Origin of the sequence: Pseudomonas putida (assembly GCF_050989985.1) — a bacterium.
Taxonomy (GTDB): Bacteria; Pseudomonadota; Gammaproteobacteria; order Pseudomonadales; family Pseudomonadaceae; genus Aquipseudomonas; species Aquipseudomonas putida_AI.
Genome location: NZ_CP158815.1, coordinates 229,339 through 250,455, shown reverse-complemented (window position 1 = coordinate 250,455; position 21,117 = coordinate 229,339). Strand labels below are relative to the sequence as shown.

Below are 21,117 nucleotides of genomic sequence, written 5' to 3'. Positions count from 1 at the left end.
CTCAAACCATCGCCGTAAAGTTCTGCCTGAACTGCTGCGGTGTCACCCCCAGCCTTCGGTTGAACACACTGCGCATGTGCTGGGCATCGCGGAATCCGCATTGATACGCCACGGTCTTGAGCGGCGCATTGGTGCTCTCCAGTATCACCCGCGCCGCATCCACCCTCGCCCGTTCGACGAACTCGGCCGGGGTGACTTTCGCTTCCTTGGCGAACACCCGGGAAAAGTTGCGTGCACTCATGTTCGCGGCGTTGGCCAGGTCGGCGATGGTCAGGTCGCCGGTCAGGTTGGCCAACACGTAATGCTGGACCATGGCCACCGCTGAAGTCGGTTCGGCGTGGGGCGTGAGGAACGGGCTGAACTGTGACTGGCCACCCGAACGCTGGGTGAACACCACCAGCCGCTTGGCCACGCTCAGCGCCACGTCAGGGCCGTGATCGCGGCCCAGCAGGTACAACGACAGGTCGATCCCCGCTGTGACGCCGGCCGAGGTGTAGAGCTCGCCATCCTGCGCGTACAGGCGATCAGCTTCCACCCTGGTCGACGGGCATAGCATCGCCAGTGCCGCAGCGTCATCCCAGTGGGTCGTCACCGTGCGCCCTTCCAGCAACCCGGCGCGGGCAAGCATGAAGGCGCCGTTGCAGATCGAGCCAAAACGCGTCGCCCGCACGCAGGCATCGCGCAGCCAGGCATCGAACGTCGCCCCGAAATCCATGAACGGCAATTGCGGTCCGCCGGCGACCAACAGCAAGTCATAGGCCTCCAACGCCTCGCTGAAATGCCGGTGGGCGTTCAGCGCCAGGCCGTTGGAACATGCCATCACTCCACGCTCGACACCAATCACCTCCAGCCGATAGTGATCCTCGGGCGCGAGGAATCGATTGGCCTCGGAAAACACATCCATGGGACCGGTGACATCCAGCGACTGGACGCCGGCGAATACGACGATGGCAACGGTTTTACTCATGACACTAATCGCCTTCTATGGACCTGAGCACACCCCCTTGTAGGAGCGAGCCTGCTCGCGATGGACGTCAACGATGACGAGGGCTGCCTGAATCAACGTGGCGCCCTCACGTGCATCGCGAGCAGGCTCGCTCCTACAGAGGGCACGCGTGCAACCCTAGCCAATCGGTGGCCAACAAGCGAGGTTGGCACGATATGGATGCTCATTGGCCGGGATCGCAGCCATGGATCGATTGTCCGCCCTGGGGTGCGCGAACACACTGAAACCCTCAGCGCCGCCCCGGCGTTCACCACGAGGAAGCCCCCATGAGCACCACCATTGCCGGTATCAAAATCCCTGACAGTACGTTGGCCAATGCCGTCACCGAATACATCCGCGACGTCGAATCCGACCTGCTCTACCACCACTCGCGCCGGGTGTTTCTGTTCGGTGCGTTGAGCGGTGAACGCAAGCAGCTGGCCTACAATCCGGAGCTGTTGTACGTCGGCGCAATGTTCCATGACATCGGCCTGGTGGAGGGTTATCGCAGCGACACCGAGCGCTTTGAAGTCGATGGTGCCAACGCGGCGGCAGCGTTCCTCAAGCCTTACGGTTTCAGTGATGACGATATCGAGCAGGTGTGGCTGTCGATCGCCCTGCACACCACGCCGGGTGTACCGCAACACCTGCGCCCGACCGTGGCGCTGGTGACGGCCGGCGTTGAAATGGACGTGCTGGGCATGGACTACGCGGCGTTCCCCACCGTGCAGCGCGAAGCGGTGGTGCATGCGCATCCACGGGGTGAAGGGTTCAAGGAGTGCATCATCTGCGCCTTTGCCAACGGCTTGCGCCATCGTCCGCAGACGACGTTCGGCAACGTCAAGACGGATGTGCTGGTGGAGCAGGAGCCGGGGTTCAAGCCGATGAACTTCGTCGAGGTCATCCGCAGCTCGCCCTGGGTTTCCTGAGCACAAAAAAACTTGTGGGAGCGAGCTTGCTCGCGATGGCGGTGTGTCAGAGACATATTCGTCGACTGACACTCCGCTATCGCGGGCAAGCCCGCTCCCACAGGGATTTGGGTTGGCCACAAAAGTGTGGTCAACCCAATTTGAGGCTCAAGCCGCTTCCGGCGCTTGCGCGCGGCGCACGTCCGGTTGTTTCCAGGAGTCGGCTGCGCCTTCTTCGATGGCTTGCTGGATCGCACGCTTGCGCGCTTCCTCGGCGCGACGGCCGAAGAACCAGACCAGGAAGGTCATCAGCGATACCGCCAACAGAATCAGACTGGCCACGGCGTTGATCTCAGGCTTCACGCCCAGGCGCACCGCCGAGAACACTTCCATCGGCAGGGTCGTGGAACCCGGGCCCGACACGAAGCTGGCCAACACCAGGTCATCCAGCGACAGGGCGAAGGACATCATGCCGCCCGCCGCCAGCGATGGCGCGATCATCGGGATGGTGATCAGGAAGAACACCTTGAACGGCTTGGCACCCAGGTCCATGGCCGCTTCTTCGATGGACAGGTCCAGCTCACGCAAGCGCGCCGACACCACCACCGCCACATACGCCGCACAGAACGTGGTGTGAGCGATCCAGATCGTCACGATGCCGCGTTCCTGCGGCCAGCCGATCATCTGCGCCATGGCCACGAACAGCAGCAACAGCGACAGACCGGTGATCACCTCAGGCATCACCAGCGGCGCGGTGACCAGGCCACCGAACAGCGTGCGACCCTTGAAGCGGGTGATGCGGGTCAGGACGAACGCCGCCAGGGTACCCAGTGCCACCGCTGCAATCGCCGTATAGCAGGCGATTTCCAGCGAGCGCACCACCGAGCCCATCAGTTGCGTGTTGTCCATCAGGCCGACGTACCACTTGATCGACCAGCCGCCCCACACCGTCACCAGTTTCGAGGCGTTGAACGAGTAGATCACCAGGATCAGCATCGGCAGGTAGATGAACAGCAAACCCAGTACCAGCATCAGGCTGGAGAAACGGAAGCGTTTCATTCTTTACCCTCCATTTCCTTGGCCTGACTGCGGTTGAACAGGATGATCGGCACGATCAGGATCGCCAGCATCACCACCGCCAGGGCGGACGCCACCGGCCAGTCACGGTTGTTGAAGAACTCTTGCCAGAGCACTTTACCGATCATCAGGGTTTCCGGACCGCCGAGCAGCTCAGGGATCACGAACTCGCCCACCACCGGGATGAACACCAGCATGCAGCCGGCGATGATGCCGTTCTTGGACAGTGGAATGGTGATCTTCCAGAAGCTGTTGAAGGTGCTCGAACCCAGGTCGGATGCGGCTTCCAGCAGGCTTGCGTCGTGTTTAACCAGGTTGGCGTACAGCGGCAGGATCATGAACGGCAGGTACGAATACACGACGCCGATGTACACCGCCAGGTTGGTGTTGAGGATCTGCAGCGGTTCGCTGATCCAGCCCATGCTCATCAGGAAACCGTTGAGCAGACCGTTGTTGCTGAGGATGCCCATCCACGCATACACGCGGATCAGGATCGCGGTCCAGGTCGGCATCATGATCAGCAGCACCAGCACCGTTTGCAGCTCTTTGCGGGCACTGGCGATGGCGTAGGCCATCGGGTAGCCGATCAACAGGCACAGAAGGGTGCTGAAGAACGCCATCTTCAACGAGCCCAGGTATGCCGAGATGTACAACTCGTCGGCGCTGAGCATGGCGTAGTTGCCAAGGTTGAGCAGCACTTGCAGCTTCTGCTCGGCGTAGCTGTAGATTTCGGTGTACGGCGGAATGGCCACGTCGGCTTCGGCGAAGCTGATCTTCAGAACGATGAAGAACGGCAACATGAAGAACAGGAACAGCCAGACGAAAGGAACCCCGATGACCAGCTGGCGGCCACCGGGAATTATTCGATTGAGGCGGCGTTTGAATTTGCGCATGTTCATGAGCGAAGTACCACGCCGCTGTCGTCTTCCCAGTACACATAGACCTGGTCACCCCAGGTCGGACGTGCGCCACGGCGTTCGGCGTTGGCGACGAAGGACTGGACGATCTTGCCGCTCGGCAGTTCGACGTAGAACACCGAGTGCCCGCCCAGGTAGGCGATGTCGTGAACCTTGCCGCTGGACCAGTTGTACTCGCAGGTCGGCTGGGTCGGGGTCACCAGCAGTTTTTCCGGACGGATCGCGTAGGTCACGGACTTGTCCTGCACCGAGGTGCTGATGCCGTGGCCGACATAGATCTGGCGATCCAGGTCCTTGCAGGTGATGGTCGCGTGACCCTCGGCATCCTCGATCACTTCGCCGTCGAAAATGTTGACGTTGCCGATGAACTCACAGACCAGGCGGCTGGTCGGGGTTTCGTAGATGTCGATCGGGCTGCCGATCTGGGCAATCCAGCCCAGGTGCATGATCGCGATGCGCTCGGCCATGGTCATGGCCTCTTCCTGGTCGTGGGTCACCATGACGCAGGTCACGCCGACGCGCTCGATGATCTCTACCAGTTCCAGCTGCATTTGCGAGCGCAGCTTCTTGTCCAGCGCACCCATCGGTTCGTCGAGCAGCAACAGCTTCGGACGCTTGGCAAGGGAGCGGGCCAGGGCCACACGCTGACGCTGGCCGCCGGACAACTGATGCGGCTTGCGCTTGGCGTACTGGGTCATCTGCACCAGCTTGAGCATGTCCGCCACGCGGGCATCGATCTCGGCGGCAGGCAGTTTGTCCTGCTTGAGGCCGAAGGCGATGTTCTGCGCCACGGTCATGTGCGGGAACAGGGCGTAGGACTGGAACATCATGTTGATCGGCCGCTCGTAGGGCGGCATGTCGGTGATGTCTACACCGTCGAGGAAGATCCGCCCTTCGGTCGGACGCTCGAAGCCGGCAAGCATGCGCAGCAGAGTGGATTTGCCCGATCCCGAACCGCCGAGCAGGGCGAAAATCTCGCCTTTCTTGATTTCCAGGGACACGTCGTCCACGGCAATCGTCTCGTCGAACTTCTTCGTGACCCGGTCGATTTTGACCAGCACCTGCTTAGGTGACTGGTCGCCCTCGAGGGCTTTCTTATAGGCGCCGGAGGCAACTGCCATTTACGAAACTCCCAAAAAAAAGAGTGCGGTTCGCTCAAGGTGAGCCAACCTGGATAGTTTGAGCCTTGAAGCTATTTGCCCGTCTTGACCGTGGTCCAGCTGCGGGTCATCAAGCGTTGGATATTCGGCGGCAACTCGATCGACACATAGGTCTTGTCGAGCACCTCTTGCGGTGGATAAACCGCTTCGTCGGTGCGAATGGACTGTTCCATCAGTTTGTCCGACCCAGGGTTAGGGTTGGCGTAGCCGACGTAATCACTGACCTGAGCAATCACCTCAGGCTTCAGCAAATAGTTGATGAAGGCGTGGGCCTCCTTGACGTTTTTCGAATCCTTTGGAATCGCCAGCATGTCGAACCAGAGCGCACCGCCCTCTTTCGGAATCGAGTAGGCGATGTTCACGCCTTTCTTGGCTTCTTCGGCACGGTGTTTGGCCTGGAAGATGTCGCCGGAGAAACCGATCGCCACGCAGATGTCGCCGTTGGCCAGGTCCGCGATGTATTTGGAGGAGTGGAAGTAGGTCACGTAAGGGCGCACCGAGAGCAGTTTGTCGGTGGCCTTTTTGTAGTCGTCAGGGTTGGTGCTGTTGGCATTCAGGCCCATGTAGTTGAGCACGGTCGGCATCATTTCATCAGCCGAATCCAGGAACGCTACGCCACAGCTGTGCAGCTTCTTGATATTTTCCGGCTCGAACAGCACGCCCCAGGAATCGATCTTGTCGACACCCAGTACTGCCTTGACCTTGTCTACGTTGTAACCAATGCCATTGGTGCCCCACAGGTACGGCACGGCATAGAGGTTACCCGGGTCGTTCTGCTCAAGACGCTTGAGCAGAACCGGGTCGAGGTTGGAGTAGTTCGACAGCAGAGACTTATCGAGCTTCTGGAAAGCGCCGGCCTTGATCTGCTTGCCCAGGAAGTGGTTGGACGGCACGACCACGTCGTATCCGGTACGCCCGGCCAGCAACTTGCCTTCCAGGGTTTCATTGGAGTCGAACACGTCGTAGACCGGCTTGATCCCGGTCTCTTTCTGGAAGTCGGCCAGGGTGGTCTCGCCGATGTAATCGGACCAGTTATAAATATGCACGGTGCCGGCAGCCTGGACACTGGCGGCAAGCGTCAGTCCGGCGCCGAGCAACATGGCATTGCGCAACAAAGAAGAAATAGGCAAGTGGAGGTCCTCTAAAATTAGTTGGGCCCAAGTTGCCCCGCGTTACATGACAGCCATGGCTGCCTGGCAACAAAACCGGCGCGCAACTTACCCTCGAAAAACCATTCCAGCAAAACTTTCTGTCATTTAACCAATCCTGTTGCCGCCGTCGCCCGGACGACGACAACAGGTTATTGCTTCAAACCGGCTTATTTACCGGATTTGATGGTGGTCCAGGTGCGGGTCATGATGCGCTGGGTCGCAGCCGGCAAGTCGGCAATTGCGTACAGCTTGGCCAGCACTTCAGCCGGTGGATAAACGCCCGGGTCGCTGGTGATGTCTTTATCAACCAGTGGCGTGGCGGCCGCGTTACCGTTCGGGAAACGCACGGCGTTGGTGATTTCAGCCATGATTTCCGGCTTCTGCAGGAAGGTCATGAACTTGTAGGCGCCTTCGACGTTTTCGGCATCTTTAGGGATGGCGACCATGTCGTAGAAGCTGCCTGCACCTTCTTTCGGAATGTTGTAGCTGACTTTTACCTTGTCACCGGCTTCAGCAGCGCGGGACTTGGCCTGATAGATGTCGCCCGAGTAACCCACGGCCACGCAGATGTTGCCGTTGGCCAGGTCGGAGATGTACTTGGACGAGTGGAAGTAAGCGATCGAAGGACGAACCTTCATGATCAGGTCCTGGGCTTTCTTGATGTCGTCCTGCTTCTGGCTGTCGGTAGGCAGGCCCAGGTAGTGCAGCGCCACCGGAATCATCTCGGTTGGCGAATCCAGCAGGCTGATGCCGCAGGATTTCAGCTTGGCGGCGTTTTCAGGCTTGAAGATCAGGTCCCAGGAGTCGACTGGAGCGTCGGCGCCCAGTGCAGCCTTGACCTTCTCCGGGTTGTAGCCGATGCCGATCGAGCCCCACATGTAAGGGAAAGCGTGCTCGTTGCCCGGGTCGCTGACCGATACGGCCTTGAGCAGGTCGGTGTTCAGGTTTTTCCAGTTAGGCAGCTTGGACTTGTCCAGCTTCTGGTAAACGCCGGCCTTGATCTGCTTGGCCAGGAAGTTGTTCGACGGTACGACGATGTCGTAGCCGGACTTGCCTGCCAGCAACTTGGCTTCCAGGGTTTCGTTACTGTCGAAGACGTCGTAGACAACTTTGATGCCCGACTCGTCTTCAAACTTCTTGATGGTGTCCGGAGCGATGTAGTCGGACCAGTTATAGACGTGCAACACCTTGTCGTCCGCCTGGACCGCACCCGCCATCACGCCCATCAGGGACATGGCGAGGAGAGTCTTGCCAGCAAGCTTTTTTCCTAATGCCTTCATGCGTTAATGCTCCAAATTTTTCTTTTTTTGAACCACTTTGTTCAGCGGCCGAACCCGGACAACTGGAACCGCGGCTAGTCTGGCAAGATCCACGGCGGTCTTTCAAGGAAAGGCCGCCGTTTAAGGATGCCCCGAGCGAAAGTTTCATGTATCCCGCTCAGAGCCTAGCACTTAGCCCTGCAATGCACTCAGGGTCAGGTCCAGGCACTTACGGGCCTTGGTCACCAACTCATCGACTTCTTCTTTGCTGATCACCAGCGGTGGCGCGATGATCATGGTGTCGCCCACGGCGCGCATGATCAGCCCGTTATCGAAGCAGAACTGCCGGCAGATCATGCCCACGCCCTTGCCTTCGTAGCGCTTGCGCGTGGCCTTGTCCTGAACCAGTTCGATGGCCCCCAACAGTCCCACTCCACGCACTTCACCCACCAGCGGGTGATCGTTCAGCTCGCGCAAACGTTTCTGCAAATACGGTGCCGTTTCCGACTTCACACGCTCGACGATTTTTTCGTCGCGCAGGATACGGATGTTTTCCAGGCCTACAGCCGCCGCCACCGGGTGACCGGAGTAGGTGAAGCCGTGGTTGAAATCGCCGCCTTCGTTGAGCACCGCCACCACTTCATCGCGAACGATCAGGCCACCCATCGGGATGTAGCCGGAGGTCAGGCCTTTGGCGATGGTCATCATGTCGGGCTTGAGGTCGTAGAAATCGCTGCCGAACCACTCGCCGGTACGGCCGAAACCGCAGATCACTTCGTCAGCCACGAACAGGATGTCGTACTTGGCGAGGATTTCCTTGATGCGCGGCCAGTAGGTGTCTGGCGGAATGATCACGCCGCCGGCGCCCTGGATCGGCTCGGCGATAAAGGCACCGACATTGTCGACGCCCACTTCCAGAATCTTCTCTTCCAGCTGGTTGGCGGCCCAGATACCGAACTCTTCCGGGGTCATGTCGCCGCCTTCGGCGAACCAGTACGGCTGGGCGATGTGGACGATGCCCGGGATCGGCAGGTCGCCCTGTTCATGCATGTAGGTCATGCCGCCCAGGCTCGCGCCGGCCACGGTGGAACCGTGATAGCCGTTCTTGCGGCTGATGATGACTTTCTTGTTCGGCTGGCCCTTGATCGCCCAGTAGTGGCGAACCATACGCAGCATGGTGTCGTTGCCTTCGGAGCCGGAACCGGTGAAGAACACGTGGTTCATGCCTTTCGGCGCGATATCGGCGATGGCCTTGGCCAGTTCCAGTGCCGGTGGGTGAGCGGTCTGGAAGAACAGGTTGTAGTACGGCAGTTCGCGCATTTGTTTGCTGGCGGCATCTGCCAGCTCTTCGCGACCGTAGCCGACCGCCACACACCACAGGCCGGCCATGCCGTCGAGGATCTTGTTGCCTTCGCTGTCCCACAGGTAAACGCCTTGGGCATTGGTGATGATCCGCGGGCCTTTCTCTTTCAGCTGCTTGAAGTCGCTGAACGGGGCCAGGTGGTGATCGTTGCTCAGGGCTTGCCATTCACGGGTTTGCGGGTTGTTGCTGGTCATACAAGTCTCCTAAAAAAATCAGGTAAAAACGCTGCCTGACATCGACAGCGCCCGGCGCATCAGACGGCGAACAGCAGGAATTCCCGTTCCCACGAACTGATGACGCGCTTGAAGTTTTCATGCTCGGCCCGCTTGACCGCGACGTAGCCAGTGATGAAGTTTTTGCCCAGGTATTTCTCGATGGTCGAGCTGTTTTCCATGCGGTCCAGTGCGTCTTCGATGGTCAGCGGCAGGCGCAGGTTGCGGCGCTCATAACCACGGCCCACCACCGGTGCGCTCGGGTTCATGCCTTCGACCATGCCGATGTAGCCGCACAACAGACTCGCGGCGATCGCCAGATACGGGTTGGCATCGGCGCCCGGCAGGCGGTTTTCCACCCGACGGTTTTGTGGCCCGGCATCCGGAACCCGCAGGCCCACGGTGCGGTTCTCTTCGCCCCACTCCACGTTCACCGGCGCCGAGGTGTCCGGCAGGAAGCGGCGGAACGAGTTGACGTTGGGCGCGAACAGCGGCAACAGCTCGGGAATCAGTTTCTGCAGGCCACCGATGTGGTGCAGGAACAGCTGGCTCATGGTCCCGTCTTCATTGGAGAAGATGTTCTTGCCGGTCTCGATGTCGATGATGCTCTGGTGCAAGTGCATGGCACTGCCCGGCTCGCCGGTCATCGGCTTGGCCATGAAAGTCGCCGCCACGTCATGCTTGAGCGCGGCCTCGCGCATGGTGCGCTTGAACACCAGGATCTGGTCGGCCAGGGACAACGCATCGCCGTGACGGAAGTTGATTTCCATCTGCGCCGTGCCGTCTTCGTGGATCAGCGTGTCGAGGTCCAGTTCCTGCAGTTCGCACCAGTCGTAGACGTCTTCGAACAGCGGGTCGAATTCGTTCGCCGCTTCGATGGAGAACGACTGGCGACCGATTTCGGGGCGTCCGGAACGGCCGATCGGCGGTTGCAGCGGATAGTCCGGGTCGTCGCTGCGCTTGGTCAGGTAGAACTCCATTTCCGGCGCCACGATCGGCTGCCAGCCCTTGTCGGCATAGAGTTTCAGGACCTTCTTGAGCACGTTGCGCGGCGACAGCTCGATCGGGTTGCCTTGCTTGTCGTAGGTGTCGTGAATAACGATGGCGGTCGGCTCGATGGCCCATGGCACCGGATACACCGCGTTCTGGTCGGGACGGCAGATCATGTCGATGTCGGCCGGGTCGAGCAGTTCGTAATAGATGTCGTCTTCGACGTAATCGCCGGTCACGGTCTGCAGCAACACGCTCTCGGGCAGGCGCATGCCTTTTTCGGCGATGAATTTGTTGGTCGGCGAAATCTTGCCCCGGGTAATCCCGGTCAAGTCAGCGATCATGCATTCGACTTCTGTGATCTTGTGGCTTTTCAGCCAATCGGTGAGCTGGTCGAGGTTGTTACTCATAAATGCCTCTAGGCTTTGAGTTTCCTGACACCCGCGTGTCAGGCGATGTTTGACGCATCGGCGTCGCGTTGAAATGTGTATCTACCACAGGCCATCGAATGATTTGCGGACAGCCCGGCAAACACAGGGCGTGCAGAATCGAGAGCGGAACCCTGCACGAAGGCCGAGCCGCTATTGTGAATCGGTTCTATATTGAATGGAGTAACCGTAATGGGTGTGCCATCGAAGCCGTCCAGAATAACGGACGGGGATGATCCTTTAGCCGGGAAAGCGGGGATTGCCGACAGGCCCTTGGCCGCGAAGGCCCGGGTGCCGACCAAAAGGTCGCCATGGATGTGATAAGCATGCAAACCGTTCTGCGCAGAGCAGGCGGTGACGCCGATTATCGGCAGGCGAGACATGAAGCACCCCGGTATTATTGCTGTTATGGGTTTGATCCGAGCTTAGCCTTGTTCATTTTTTTACACAACACCCCCGTAAAAAATACAACACGGCCCGCTCAAGCCTGCGCAAGCCATAGCGTGGAAGGCTATAAAAACGCCCCAAAGTGCCTCAAAAAAGCCACACGAGCCCTTTTTGAGGGCAAAAAAGGCCTCGCTTGACTTCGGCATGCCGTTCGGGTTGACTGGAATCCGAAAAGATCAATGATTGATATTTTTAACAACAAAGGTGTTGCATCATGTCGGTACCCCCGCGTGCCGTTCAGCTCAACGAAGCGAACGCGTTCCTTAAGGAACATCCTGAGGTTCTGTACGTTGACCTTCTGATTGCGGATATGAATGGTGTGGTGCGCGGCAAGCGCATCGAACGCACCAGCCTCCACAAGGTTTACGAGAAAGGCATCAACCTGCCGGCCTCTCTTTTTGCTCTGGATATCAATGGTTCAACGGTGGAAAGCACCGGCCTGGGCCTGGACATCGGTGATGCTGACCGAATCTGCTATCCAATCCCCGATACCCTGTGCAACGAGCCATGGCAGAAGCGCCCGACCGCGCAACTGCTGATGACCATGCACGAACTCGAAGGTGATCCTTTCTTCGCCGACCCGCGCGAAGTCCTGCGACAAGTCGTGACCAAGTTCGACGAGCTGGGCCTGACCATCTGCGCCGCGTTCGAACTGGAGTTCTACCTGATCGACCAGGAGAACGTGAACGGCCGTCCACAGCCGCCTCGTTCGCCGATTTCCGGCAAACGCCCGCACTCGACACAGGTCTACCTGATCGACGACCTCGACGAATACGTCGACTGCCTCCAGGACATTCTGGAAGGTGCGAAAGAGCAAGGCATTCCGGCCGACGCCATCGTCAAGGAAAGTGCCCCGGCGCAGTTCGAAGTGAACCTGCACCACGTGGCCGACCCGATCAAGGCCTGCGACTACGCAGTCCTGCTCAAGCGTCTGATCAAGAACATCGCCTACGACCATGAGATGGACACCACCTTCATGGCCAAGCCTTATCCAGGCCAGGCGGGTAACGGTCTGCATGTCCACATCTCGGTGCTCGACAAAGATGGCAAAAACATTTTTGCCAGCGAGGATCCCGAGCAGAACGCCGCGCTGCGTCACGCGATCGGCGGTGTGCTCGAGACCCTGCCGGCGCAGATGGCTTTCCTCTGCCCGAACGTCAACTCGTACCGTCGTTTCGGCGCACAGTTCTACGTGCCGAATTCGCCAAGCTGGGGTCTGGACAACCGCACCGTGGCCCTGCGCGTTCCGACCGGCTCCGCCGATGCGGTGCGCCTGGAACACCGTGTAGCCGGCGCCGACGCCAACCCGTACCTGCTGATGGCTTCGGTCCTGGCGGGCGTGCACCATGGTCTGGTCAACAAGATCGAACCGGGCGCTCCGGTGGAAGGCAACAGCTACGAGCAGAACGAGCAGAGCCTGCCGAACAACCTGCGCGATGCACTGCGCGAGCTGGACGACAGCGAAGTCATGGCCAAGTACATCGATCCGAAGTACATCGATATCTTCGTCGCGTGCAAAGAGAGCGAGCTGGAGGAGTTCGAACACTCCATCTCCGACCTTGAGTACAACTGGTATCTGCATACCGTGTAAGCGCACTGCCGTAATGAAAAACGCCGTTGGCTGAATCAGCCAGCGGCGTTTTTTTTATGGCCGCCTTTGGCGGATCGCGAGCAGGCTCGCTCCCACAGTTGATCGCGTTGCCTGGACGGGCGCAGTCCAATGTGGGAGCGAGCTTGCTCGCGATGGCGGCCGACAAGACAACACACAACCCGCCTCGTACAATGCCCCCTGCCCCGCAGGAGACTCCCATGACACGCGTAGCCAGCCCCCGCAAACCCCGCGCAGCCAGCCAGGCCCGGATCGACTCGATTCTCGATGCGGCACGCACGCTGCTGGCGGCCGAGGGCGTGGCCAGTCTATCGATCTACAGCGTCGCCGAGCGCGCGCAGATCCCGCCCTCCTCGGTCTATCACTTTTTCGCCAGCGTCCCGGCCCTGCTCGAAGCGCTGACCGCCGATGTCCACGCCGCCTTCCGCGCCTGCCTGCAAGCGCCCATCGACCACCAGACGCTCAACAGCTGGCGTGACCTGTCGCGCCTGGTGGAACAGCGCATGCTGGATATCTACGGTGCCGACGCCGCCGCCCGCCAGTTGATCCTCGCCCAGCACGGCCTCACCGAAGTCACCCAGGCCGACCGTCAGCACGACATCGAACTGGGCGACCTGATGCACAAACTGTTCGATCACCATTTCGAGCTGCCGAGGCTGCCGGGGGATGTCGATGTGTTTGCCCTGGCCATGGAACTTGGCGACCGCGTCTATGCCCGCTCGGTGCAACAGCACGGTCAGATCACCCCGCGCATGGCAGAGGAAGGGATGCGGGTGTTTGATGCGTATCTGGGGCTTTATCTGCCGCCCTACCTGCCAAAGCGCAACATTCCCGCCTGAGAATTTTGCTGGCTTCACAGACCTCTTCGCGAGCAGGCTCGCTCCCACATTTGACCGCGCTCCAATGTGGGAGCGAGCCTGCTCGCGATGGGCGCACCGCCGAGCCACTGAAAAAAGCACATAAAAAACCCCGAAGGGCTCAAACCCTCCGGGGTTGTCGTTTACGCACAGGCTTACAACTTGGCGATCGACACCTCGGTGGATTTCACGAAGGCGATCACTTCGCTGCCCACGGCCAGTTCCAGCTCTTTCACCGAGCGGGTGGTGATGACCGAAGTGACGATGCCGGAGGCGGTCTGTACGTCGATTTCCGACAGCACGTCGCCGAGGACGATTTCTTTGATGGAGCCTTTGAACTGGTTACGCACGTTGATGGCTTTGATAGTCATGATGTTGATTCCTGTCGTTGGATAAGGCTTGAGTTATTGGGCCCAACGCAACTGCGTAGGCAAGGGTGAAACAGGTTCCGGTTCCGGCGGTTGGCCGGGCAGTGACAGCACGCGATTGAGGACTTCGGTTTCCAGCGCCGCCAGCCGATGGGAACCGCGAACCCGAGGGCGCGGCAGTTCCACGTGCAGGTCGAGGCCGACTTCGCCGTCTTCGATCAGGATCACCCGATCGGCAATCGCCACCGCTTCACTGACGTCATGGGTGACCAGCAACACCGTGAAACCGTGCTGCTGCCAGAGTCGTTCGATCAACTGCTGCATTTCGATACGGGTCAGGGCATCCAGCGCGCCCAGCGGCTCGTCGAGCAGCAGCAGGCGCGGTTGGTGGATCAGTGCGCGAGCCAGTGCCACACGCTGCTTCTGTCCGCCGGACAAGGCCGCCGGCCACTCGTTGGCGCGATCCGCCAGGCCGACCGCTTCCAAGGCCTCCAGTGCCTGGGGTCGCCAGTTGCCCTTGAGCCCCAGGCCGACGTTATCGATGATCCTTTTCCAGGGCAGCAGACGCGCTTCCTGAAACATCAATCGAGTGTCTTCCCGCGCCTCGCTCAGCGCTGCGGAACCGGCCAGCAGCTGGCCGCCCGTGGGCTGGTCGAGACCGGCCAGCAAACGCAGCAATGTGCTTTTGCCGCAGCCACTGCGGCCGACCACTGCAACGAACTGACCGGCTGGTATGTGCAGGTCGATCTCGCGCAGCACCTGCCGCGAACCAAATGTTTTTTGCAGCTTGCGCACCGCCAGCGGAATCCCGCGCAGCAGGCGTGGAGGTTGTTGAGCGGTCATGCGGCACCTCCCTTGGCGACCTGGTAGGCCGGGTGCCAACGCAACCACACACGCTCAAGTCCGCGAGCCGCGAGGTCGGCCAGCTTGCCCAGCACCGCGTACATCAGGATCGCCAGCACCACCACATCGGTCTGCAAGAACTCCCGGGCATTCATCGCCAGGTAGCCGATGCCGGAGCTGGCGGAAATGGTTTCGGCGACAATCAGCGTCAACCACATAAAGCCCAGGGCGAAGCGCACGCCGACCAGGATCGAAGGCAACGCGCCCGGCAGAATCACTTGGCGGAACAGGCTGAAACCGGACAAGCCATAGCTGCGGGACATCTCCACCAGCGCCGGATCGACGTTGCGGATGCCGTGATAGGTGTTGAGGTAGATCGGGAACAAGGTGCCCAGAGCCACCAGGAAAATCTTCGCCGACTCGTCGATGCCGAACCACAGGATCACCAGTGGAATCAGCGCCAGATGCGGCACGTTACGGATCATCTGCACCGAGCTGTCGAGCAGGCGTTCGCCCCACTTCGACAGGCCGGTGATGAAGCCCAGAGCCAGACCGATACTGCCGCCGATGGCGAAGCCCAGCGCGGCGCGCCAGCCGCTGATTGCCAGGTGCGTCCAGATCTCGCCGCTGCGTACCAGGCTGATGCCGGCTTCGATCACCGCGATGGGCGCCGGCAGAATCCGCGTCGACAACCAGCCCGCCGACACCGACAACTGCCATACCGCCAGCAGCAACACCGGCAACGCCCAGGGCGCGAGGCTGTGAATGATCTTCTTCATGGCGCGCCTCAGCTCTGGGACGCCGCTTTGGGAAGAATGTCGTTGGCCACCATCTCGCCAAACGGGCTGACGTAACCCGCGCTCTTCGGCAGTTCCGGACGCTCGACATCGAGGTGCGGGAACAGCAGCTCGGCGACACGGTACGACTCTTCCAGGTGTGGATAACCGGAGAAGATGAAAGTATCGATGCCCAGATCCGCGTATTCCTTGACGCGAGCGGCCACGGTCGGACCGTCACCCACCAGCGCCGTCCCGGCACCGCCACGCACCAGACCGACACCGGCCCACAGGTTGGGGCTGACTTCCAGGTTGTCGCGACTGCCGCCATGCAGCGCAGCCATGCGTTGCTGGCCTACCGAATCAAAGCGCGCCAGGGAAGCCTGGGCCCGGGCGATGGTGTCGTCGTCCAGGTGCGAGATCAGTCGATCCGCCGCTTGCCAGGCCTCGGCATTGGTTTCACGCACGATCACATGCAAACGAATGCCGAAGCGCACGGTACGCCCGAGCTTGGCGGCCTTGGCGCGCACCTGCTCGATCTTCTCGGCGACGGCAGCTGGCGGCTCGCCCCAGGTCAGGACCATTTCCACCTGCTCTGCCGCCAGGTCCTGCGCCGCTTCTGACGAGCCACCGAAATACAGCGGCGGGCGCGGTTGCTGGATCGGCGGATAGAGCAGCTTGGCGCCCTTCACACTGATGTGCTGGCCGTCGTAATCGACGGTTTCGCCTTCCAGTACCCGACGCCAGATGCGGGTGAATTCCACCGAAGCCTGATAGCGCTCTTCGTGGCTGAGGAACAGACCGTCGCCGGCCAATTCTTCCGGATCGCCACCGGTCACCAGGTTGAACAGCGCACGCCCGCCGGACAAACGATCGAGGGTCGCCGCCTGACGCGCCGCCACCGTCGGGGAAATGATCCCGGGGCGCAGGGCGACAAGAAACTTCAAGCGCTGGGTCACCGGAATCAGCGACGCCGCCACCAGCCACGAGTCTTCGCAGGAGCGACCGGTAGGGATCAGCACCCCGCCGAAGCCCAGGCGATCCGCCGCTTGCGCGACTTGTTGCAGGTAACCGTGGTCAACGGCTCGGGCGCCTTCGGCGGTGCCAAGGTAATGGCCGTCGCCGTGGGTTGGCAGGAACCAGAAGATATTGAGGCTCATGGAGTGGTCTCCTTGGAAATCGATTACGGGGCTGTCTTTACTGAGCTTTGGCAACGGCCGCCGGTGGCGTCCAGATCACGTCTTTGATGCTCAGCGGCTTGGGAATCAGCTTGAGCTGGTAGAAGCTGTCGGCGATTTTCTGCTGCGCGGCGACCACTTCCGGGGTGAGGAACAGCGCACCGTAGCCCTGGCGTTTAACCGAAGTCAGGGTGATGTCCGCCGGCAGGCCAAGCAGTGGCGACACCTGTTGAGTCACGTCTTGCGGGTTGGCTTTGGACCACTCGCCGACGCCACGCACTTCCTCCACCAGGGTCTTGATCACCTCGGGATTCTTTTGCGCGTAAGGCTTGGTCGCCAGGTAGAACTGATGGTTGTCGACGATGCCCTGGCCATCGCGCAGGGTGCGCGCTTGCAGTTGCTGTTCGGCGGCGGCCTGGTACGGGTCCCAGATGACCCAGGCGTCGACGCTGCCGCGCTCGAACGCCGCACGGGCATCGGCCGGTGGCAGGAATACGGTCTGGATATCGGTGTACTTGAGGCCGGCGTCTTCCAGTGCACGAACCAGCAGGTAGTGCACGTTGGAGCCTTTGTTCAGGGCGATTTTCTTGCCCTTGAGCTCGGCCACGGATTTGATCGGCGAATCTTTCGGCACCAGGATCGCTTCGCTGTGAGGCGCTGGCGGTTCGTAGGCGACGTAGAGCAGATCCGCGCCGGCCGCTTGAGCGAACACTGGCGGGGTTTCGCCGGTCACGCCGAAGTCGATGGAGCCGACGTTCAGGCCTTCAAGCAGTTGCGGGCCGCCGGGGAATTCAGTCCATTGCACATCCACGCCTTGAGCGGCGAGGCGTTTTTCCAGGGTGCCCTTGGCTTTGAGCAGCACCAGGGTGCCGTATTTCTGATAGCCGATTCGCAGGGTTTCAGCTTGAGCTTGAGTAATGGCGCCGAAGGTTACAGCCGCAGCAAACAGAGCGACCAGACCGCGACGCAAAATGACAGGGCGCATGGCGCTCTCCTTTTTGCAGTTGGGTTTTGGCTGCACCTGCTTGCCCGTTGGCGGGCGAGTAAGGCCAGTACTTCAATTTTTGGATGAGGCGTGTTTCGTGTAAGGCTCAAATGCTCCAGCGAGCACTTAACAAACGATCATTCAACAGCTGTGGATCAAGCGGCTTGGGGCGTCGCGCCATGGCGTGGAAAAACAGCTCCAGCGACTCGTTCAATCGTTGCTCCAGTTCGGGAGCAAGTTGCGCCGCGGCACTGCCTTCGCCATAAGCGATCTGGCTGTCGACCGCAAAAATCCCCTGGAGCAATTCCTCGGCTTTCAGGGCTGACAACACCGGCTTGAGCGCGTAGTCCACTGCCAGCATGTGAGCGATGCTGCCTCCGGTGGCCATCGGCAGCACCACCTTGTGGCTCAGGGCGCGCTCAGGCAGCAGGTCCAGCACGGTTTTCAGCGCACCGGAAAAAGACGCCTTGTACACCGGGGTGGCGATCAGCAGGCCATCGGCGTTTTCAATCTGTTGCAGCAGGTCGAGCACCTTCGGGCTGTCGAAGCGCGCATGCAGCAAGTCTTCGGCCGGGAAGTCCCGTACCTGGTAACTCACTACCTCCACACCTTGCCCTTGCAACCAACCTTTGGAGCGCTCCAGCAGCACCCCTGAACGGGAGCGCTGACTGGGACTGCCACCGAGTGAGACAACCAGCATTCAGACAATTCCTTGAACGTTGTTGGCGATTCGCGGTTTGCGATCTCGCTTCAATGGAGTGACCTTAACAGCTGATTTATATATCCATAAATCATATTTATTCATTTGGTTATTCGTTAAAGAAATATGCGTGTCGATTTTCTCCAGGCAAAAAAACAGGCCGTCGAAACGGCCTGAAGTCCCCCTGCTTTATGGATTGGTTCAATCTGGATTCTTCGGTGCCCGATCCACCGCTATCGCGAGCAGGCTCGCTCCCACAATTGATCGCGTATCACTGTAGGAGCGAGCCTGCTCGCGATGGCGGCAGCTGCCACACCACACATGTATGGATTACCGATTCGGCTGCGGCGTCAGGCGCAAGTAAGGCTTCACCGCGCGATAGCCCTTGGGAAAGCGCTGTTTGATTTCCTCTTCATCCTTGAGCGACGGCACGATCACCACCTCGTCACCGTCCTGCCAGTTGGCCGGGGTGGCCACCTTGTAGTTATCGGTGAGTTGCAGCGAATCGATCACCCGCAGGATTTCGTTGAAGTTGCGGCCCGTGCTGGCCGGGTAGGTGATGGTCAGCCGCACCTTTTTGTTCGGGTCGATCACGAACAGCGAACGCACGGTCAGGGTGTCGTTGGCATTGGGATGGATCAGGTCGTAGAGGTCCGAGACCTTGCGGTCGGCATCGTCGAGGATCGGGAAGTTGACGACCGTGTTTTGGGTTTCGTTGATGTCTTCGATCCAGCGGTGGTGCGAATCCACCGGGTCGACGGACAGCGCGATAGCCTTGACCCCGCGCTTGGCGAATTCATCCTTGAGCCTGGCGGTGAAGCCCAGTTCGGTGGTGCACACCGGCGTGAAGTCGGCCGGGTGGGAGAACAGCACACCCCAGCTATCGCCCAGCCACTGGTGGAAACGGATGGTTCCGGCGCTGGAATCCTGTTCGAAATCGGGGGCGATATCGCCGAGTCTGAGGCCCATGGTGCTGCTCCTTTTGAGTGCTTGTTGAGCCCAACTGTGCCTGCATTTCTTATCTATTAAAAAGAATAAATATCGATTTATTTAGACCTAGAAGAAATATTAAACATCTGTTCACTGGACGCGATCAGCCATCGCGCCGAACATCACCCACAAGGTTCGAGAAGGCCTTGAGTTGCTGCAAAAAGGGAGTTTCAAGGCGGGATTACGGGGGTGACCCCGCCTCGAAACGCGAAAGCCCCGCTCGGCGCGATGCCGGGCGGGGCTTTTTTTTGTAGGAGCGAGCAAGCTCGCTCCTACAAGCTGTTACAGCAGCGGGATCGAGTAGCTGACGATCAGGCGGTTTTCATCCTGGGAACGGGTGTTCGGCAGGTCGGTACGCCAAGTGGCGTTTTTCCACATCACGCCAAGGTTCTTCAGGGCGCCGGACTGCACGACATAACCCACGGTCAGGTCGCGTTCCCACTCGGAAGCGTTGTTGACCGCCTGGCGACCGGCAGCGTTGACGGTATCGATGTCGTCGCCGTGCAGGTAGATCACGCCAGCCGTCAGGCCTGGTACGCCGACCTTGGCGAAATCGAACGAGTAGCGTGCTTGCCAGGTTTTCTCGCCGGCACGGGCGAACTTCTGGATTTGCATGTCGGTGATGATGTAGGCCGACGCACCGTCACCCTGGTTCAGGAACGGGAAGTCGCTGCTGCCGTTGCTGACCTGGTAACCGCCACCGAAGGTGTGACCTTCAACGGAGTACAGGAACAGGCCGCTGTACAGGTTGTTGTCGACCTTGCCTTTACCGCTAGGCGCGTTGTAGTTGCCCGTGGTGTAGTAGAACGGATCGTGGCCATTGGCACCGTCGTCACGGCTGTTGAAGTAGCGCAGGTCGGATTTCAGTACGCCCGGGCCGATTGCCCAGTTGTGAGTCAGGCCCAGGAAGTGCTGCTTGTAGAAGTCTTCCAGGTTGCCGTAGTAGTACTGGGCAGTCAGGTCCTTGGTGATTTTGTAGTCACCACCACCGTAGATGAACTTGTTGCTGTCGCGACCGGCAGCGGTGCGGCTGTTGGCACCGGCAATCGAGAGTTCTTCGTTGTTGCTGGAGTTACGACCCTTGGCGTGCTCAAGCTGACCGCCGACCAGCGTCAGGTCCTTGATTTCGCCGGAGGTGATCTGGCCACCCTGGAACGTTTGTGGCAGCAGACGGCCGTCGTTGGACACGATTACCGGCAGTTTTGGCATCAGGGTGCCCAGCTTCAGCTCGGTCTGGGAGATCTTGGCCTTGGCAGTCAGGCCCAGGCTGGAGAAGTCATCAACCGCTTCGCCGTTGGACTTGCTCGGGAAAACCGTGCCGCCGTAAGAGTTGTTGCTCGCACCATTGGTGCCGCCCCCCGAATCCAGCTTCACGCCCAAAAGGCCGATCGCATCAATACCGAAACCAACGGTGCCTTGGGTGTAGCCCGAAGTGAAACGCAGATCGAAGCCTTGGCCCCATTCTTCGTTTTTGTTCGGATTGGCAGCGCCGTCGCGGTAGTCGGTGTTGATGTAGAAGTTACGCAGACCCAGAGTGGCCTTGCTGTCTTCGATGAAACCGGCGGCGCTTGCCTGCTGCGCCAAAACCCCTACGGCCACAGCCAGGGCCAAGGTGGACTTGTTCATTGCTTCGCTCCTAATGTTTCTAGTTTTTGTGGTCCGGGGTCGAATGCCCTGGATCCTTGATTCGTATGACCTGCACCACGAATCCGCAGTGATTTACCCCTGAAAACGCGTACCCCTCAAAATTTGGGCGGCGCAGCATACCTGTTCATAAAACCGAAATGAATCACTCGATCCTTATTTATATCGAGATGGAATATAAACAGTCGTACGATGTCCGACCAGAAAAGATATCGGCAAGCAAACCGATTCCTGTAGTCGTGGTGATCGGAGGGTGAAACGGGGGTGAAC

20 protein-coding genes are annotated in these 21,117 nt (G+C 59.8%); 3 read left to right on the top strand and 17 right to left on the bottom strand.

Features of this window, described 5'->3' with window-relative positions; translation table 11 throughout:
- Position 1: 1 nt before the first annotated feature.
- Positions 2-967 carry a GlxA family transcriptional regulator gene (locus ABTV29_RS01220; RefSeq protein WP_433768443.1) on the bottom strand — a complete coding sequence of 322 codons (966 nt, stop codon included), beginning with the start codon at positions 965-967 and terminating at the stop codon, positions 2-4.
- Positions 968-1,272: 305 nt separating this feature from the next.
- On the opposite strand from ABTV29_RS01220, the gene ABTV29_RS01215 reads away from it, so the two are divergent.
- Positions 1,273-1,914, top strand: coding sequence for an HD domain-containing protein (locus tag ABTV29_RS01215; RefSeq protein WP_433768442.1), 642 nt, complete (start codon positions 1,273-1,275; stop codon positions 1,912-1,914).
- Positions 1,915-2,061: 147 nt separating this feature from the next.
- Here ABTV29_RS01215 and ABTV29_RS01210 read toward each other — a convergent pair whose 3' ends face one another.
- The 8 genes from ABTV29_RS01210 to ABTV29_RS01175 all read right to left on the bottom strand — a co-directional run bounded on the left by ABTV29_RS01210 (position 2,062) and on the right by ABTV29_RS01175 (position 10,833).
- On the bottom strand, positions 2,062-2,952 hold the full coding sequence (locus ABTV29_RS01210) for an ABC transporter permease subunit (protein ID WP_433768441.1): 891 nt from the start codon (positions 2,950-2,952) through the stop codon (positions 2,062-2,064).
- A complete protein-coding gene (locus ABTV29_RS01205; RefSeq protein WP_433771714.1) occupies positions 2,949-3,830 on the bottom strand; it encodes an ABC transporter permease subunit in 882 nt (293 codons plus the stop codon). The genes ABTV29_RS01210 and ABTV29_RS01205 overlap by 4 nt, the downstream gene beginning before the upstream one ends.
- A 35-nt stretch (positions 3,831-3,865) precedes the next feature.
- Positions 3,866-5,008 (bottom strand): ABC transporter ATP-binding protein, encoded by a 1,143-nt coding sequence (locus ABTV29_RS01200; RefSeq protein ID WP_433768440.1) that lies wholly within the window; start codon positions 5,006-5,008, stop codon positions 3,866-3,868.
- Positions 5,009-5,079: 71 nt separating this feature from the next.
- The gene (locus ABTV29_RS01195; RefSeq protein ID WP_433768439.1) at positions 5,080-6,177 is read right to left on the bottom strand and encodes a polyamine ABC transporter substrate-binding protein; all 1,098 of its coding nucleotides are present in this window, start codon (positions 6,175-6,177) and stop codon (positions 5,080-5,082) included.
- Between the two features lie 188 nt (positions 6,178-6,365).
- Positions 6,366-7,478: a polyamine ABC transporter substrate-binding protein gene (locus ABTV29_RS01190; protein WP_433768438.1), complete on the bottom strand. Its 1,113-nt coding sequence runs from the start codon at positions 7,476-7,478 to the stop codon at positions 6,366-6,368.
- Positions 7,479-7,649: 171 nt separating this feature from the next.
- Positions 7,650-9,014, bottom strand: a complete 1,365-nt coding sequence (locus ABTV29_RS01185; protein ID WP_433768437.1) for an aspartate aminotransferase family protein — start codon at positions 9,012-9,014, stop codon at positions 7,650-7,652.
- A 59-nt stretch (positions 9,015-9,073) separates the two neighbouring features.
- Positions 9,074-10,432 (bottom strand): glutamine synthetase family protein, encoded by a 1,359-nt coding sequence (locus ABTV29_RS01180; RefSeq protein WP_433768436.1) that lies wholly within the window; start codon positions 10,430-10,432, stop codon positions 9,074-9,076.
- A gap of 38 nt (positions 10,433-10,470) precedes the next feature.
- Positions 10,471-10,833 (bottom strand): gamma-glutamyl-gamma-aminobutyrate hydrolase family protein, encoded by a 363-nt coding sequence (locus tag ABTV29_RS01175; protein WP_433768435.1) that lies wholly within the window; start codon positions 10,831-10,833, stop codon positions 10,471-10,473.
- 278 nt (positions 10,834-11,111) lie between these two features.
- Here ABTV29_RS01175 and ABTV29_RS01170 point away from each other — a divergent pair, with 278 nt between their 5' ends.
- Complete coding sequence (locus tag ABTV29_RS01170) at positions 11,112-12,488, top strand: glutamine synthetase family protein (RefSeq protein WP_433737712.1); 1,377 nt, start codon at positions 11,112-11,114, stop codon at positions 12,486-12,488.
- Positions 12,489-12,706: 218 nt separating this feature from the next.
- A complete protein-coding gene (locus ABTV29_RS01165) occupies positions 12,707-13,345 on the top strand; it encodes a TetR/AcrR family transcriptional regulator (RefSeq protein ID WP_433768433.1) in 639 nt (212 codons plus the stop codon).
- 173 nt (positions 13,346-13,518) lie between these two features.
- On the opposite strand, the gene ABTV29_RS01160 is transcribed toward ABTV29_RS01165, so the two are convergent.
- From ABTV29_RS01160 to ABTV29_RS01125, 8 genes are all read right to left on the bottom strand, one after another.
- A complete protein-coding gene (locus ABTV29_RS01160) occupies positions 13,519-13,734 on the bottom strand; it encodes a TOBE domain-containing protein (RefSeq protein ID WP_007967989.1) in 216 nt (71 codons plus the stop codon).
- Positions 13,735-13,767: 33 nt separating this feature from the next.
- Positions 13,768-14,574, bottom strand: coding sequence for an aliphatic sulfonates ABC transporter ATP-binding protein (gene ssuB, locus ABTV29_RS01155; protein WP_110965424.1), 807 nt, complete (start codon positions 14,572-14,574; stop codon positions 13,768-13,770).
- Positions 14,571-15,353 (bottom strand): aliphatic sulfonate ABC transporter permease SsuC, encoded by a 783-nt coding sequence (ssuC, locus tag ABTV29_RS01150; RefSeq protein WP_433768431.1) that lies wholly within the window; start codon positions 15,351-15,353, stop codon positions 14,571-14,573. The genes ssuB and ssuC overlap by 4 nt, the downstream gene beginning before the upstream one ends.
- Before the next feature lie 8 nt (positions 15,354-15,361).
- Positions 15,362-16,510, bottom strand: coding sequence for an FMNH2-dependent alkanesulfonate monooxygenase (ssuD, locus tag ABTV29_RS01145; RefSeq protein ID WP_025112025.1), 1,149 nt, complete (start codon positions 16,508-16,510; stop codon positions 15,362-15,364).
- A 37-nt stretch (positions 16,511-16,547) separates the two neighbouring features.
- Positions 16,548-17,513, bottom strand: coding sequence for a sulfonate ABC transporter substrate-binding protein (locus ABTV29_RS01140; protein ID WP_433768430.1), 966 nt, complete (start codon positions 17,511-17,513; stop codon positions 16,548-16,550).
- A gap of 106 nt (positions 17,514-17,619) precedes the next feature.
- Entirely contained in the window at positions 17,620-18,213 is a 594-nt protein-coding gene (gene ssuE / locus ABTV29_RS01135; RefSeq protein WP_433768429.1) for an NADPH-dependent FMN reductase, read from the bottom strand.
- A gap of 330 nt (positions 18,214-18,543) precedes the next feature.
- Complete coding sequence (locus ABTV29_RS01130; RefSeq protein WP_433768427.1) at positions 18,544-19,182, bottom strand: peroxiredoxin; 639 nt, start codon at positions 19,180-19,182, stop codon at positions 18,544-18,546.
- A 303-nt stretch (positions 19,183-19,485) separates the two neighbouring features.
- Positions 19,486-20,829, bottom strand: a complete 1,344-nt coding sequence (locus ABTV29_RS01125; RefSeq protein WP_433768426.1) for an OprD family porin — start codon at positions 20,827-20,829, stop codon at positions 19,486-19,488.
- Between the last annotated feature and the right edge of the window lie 288 nt (positions 20,830-21,117).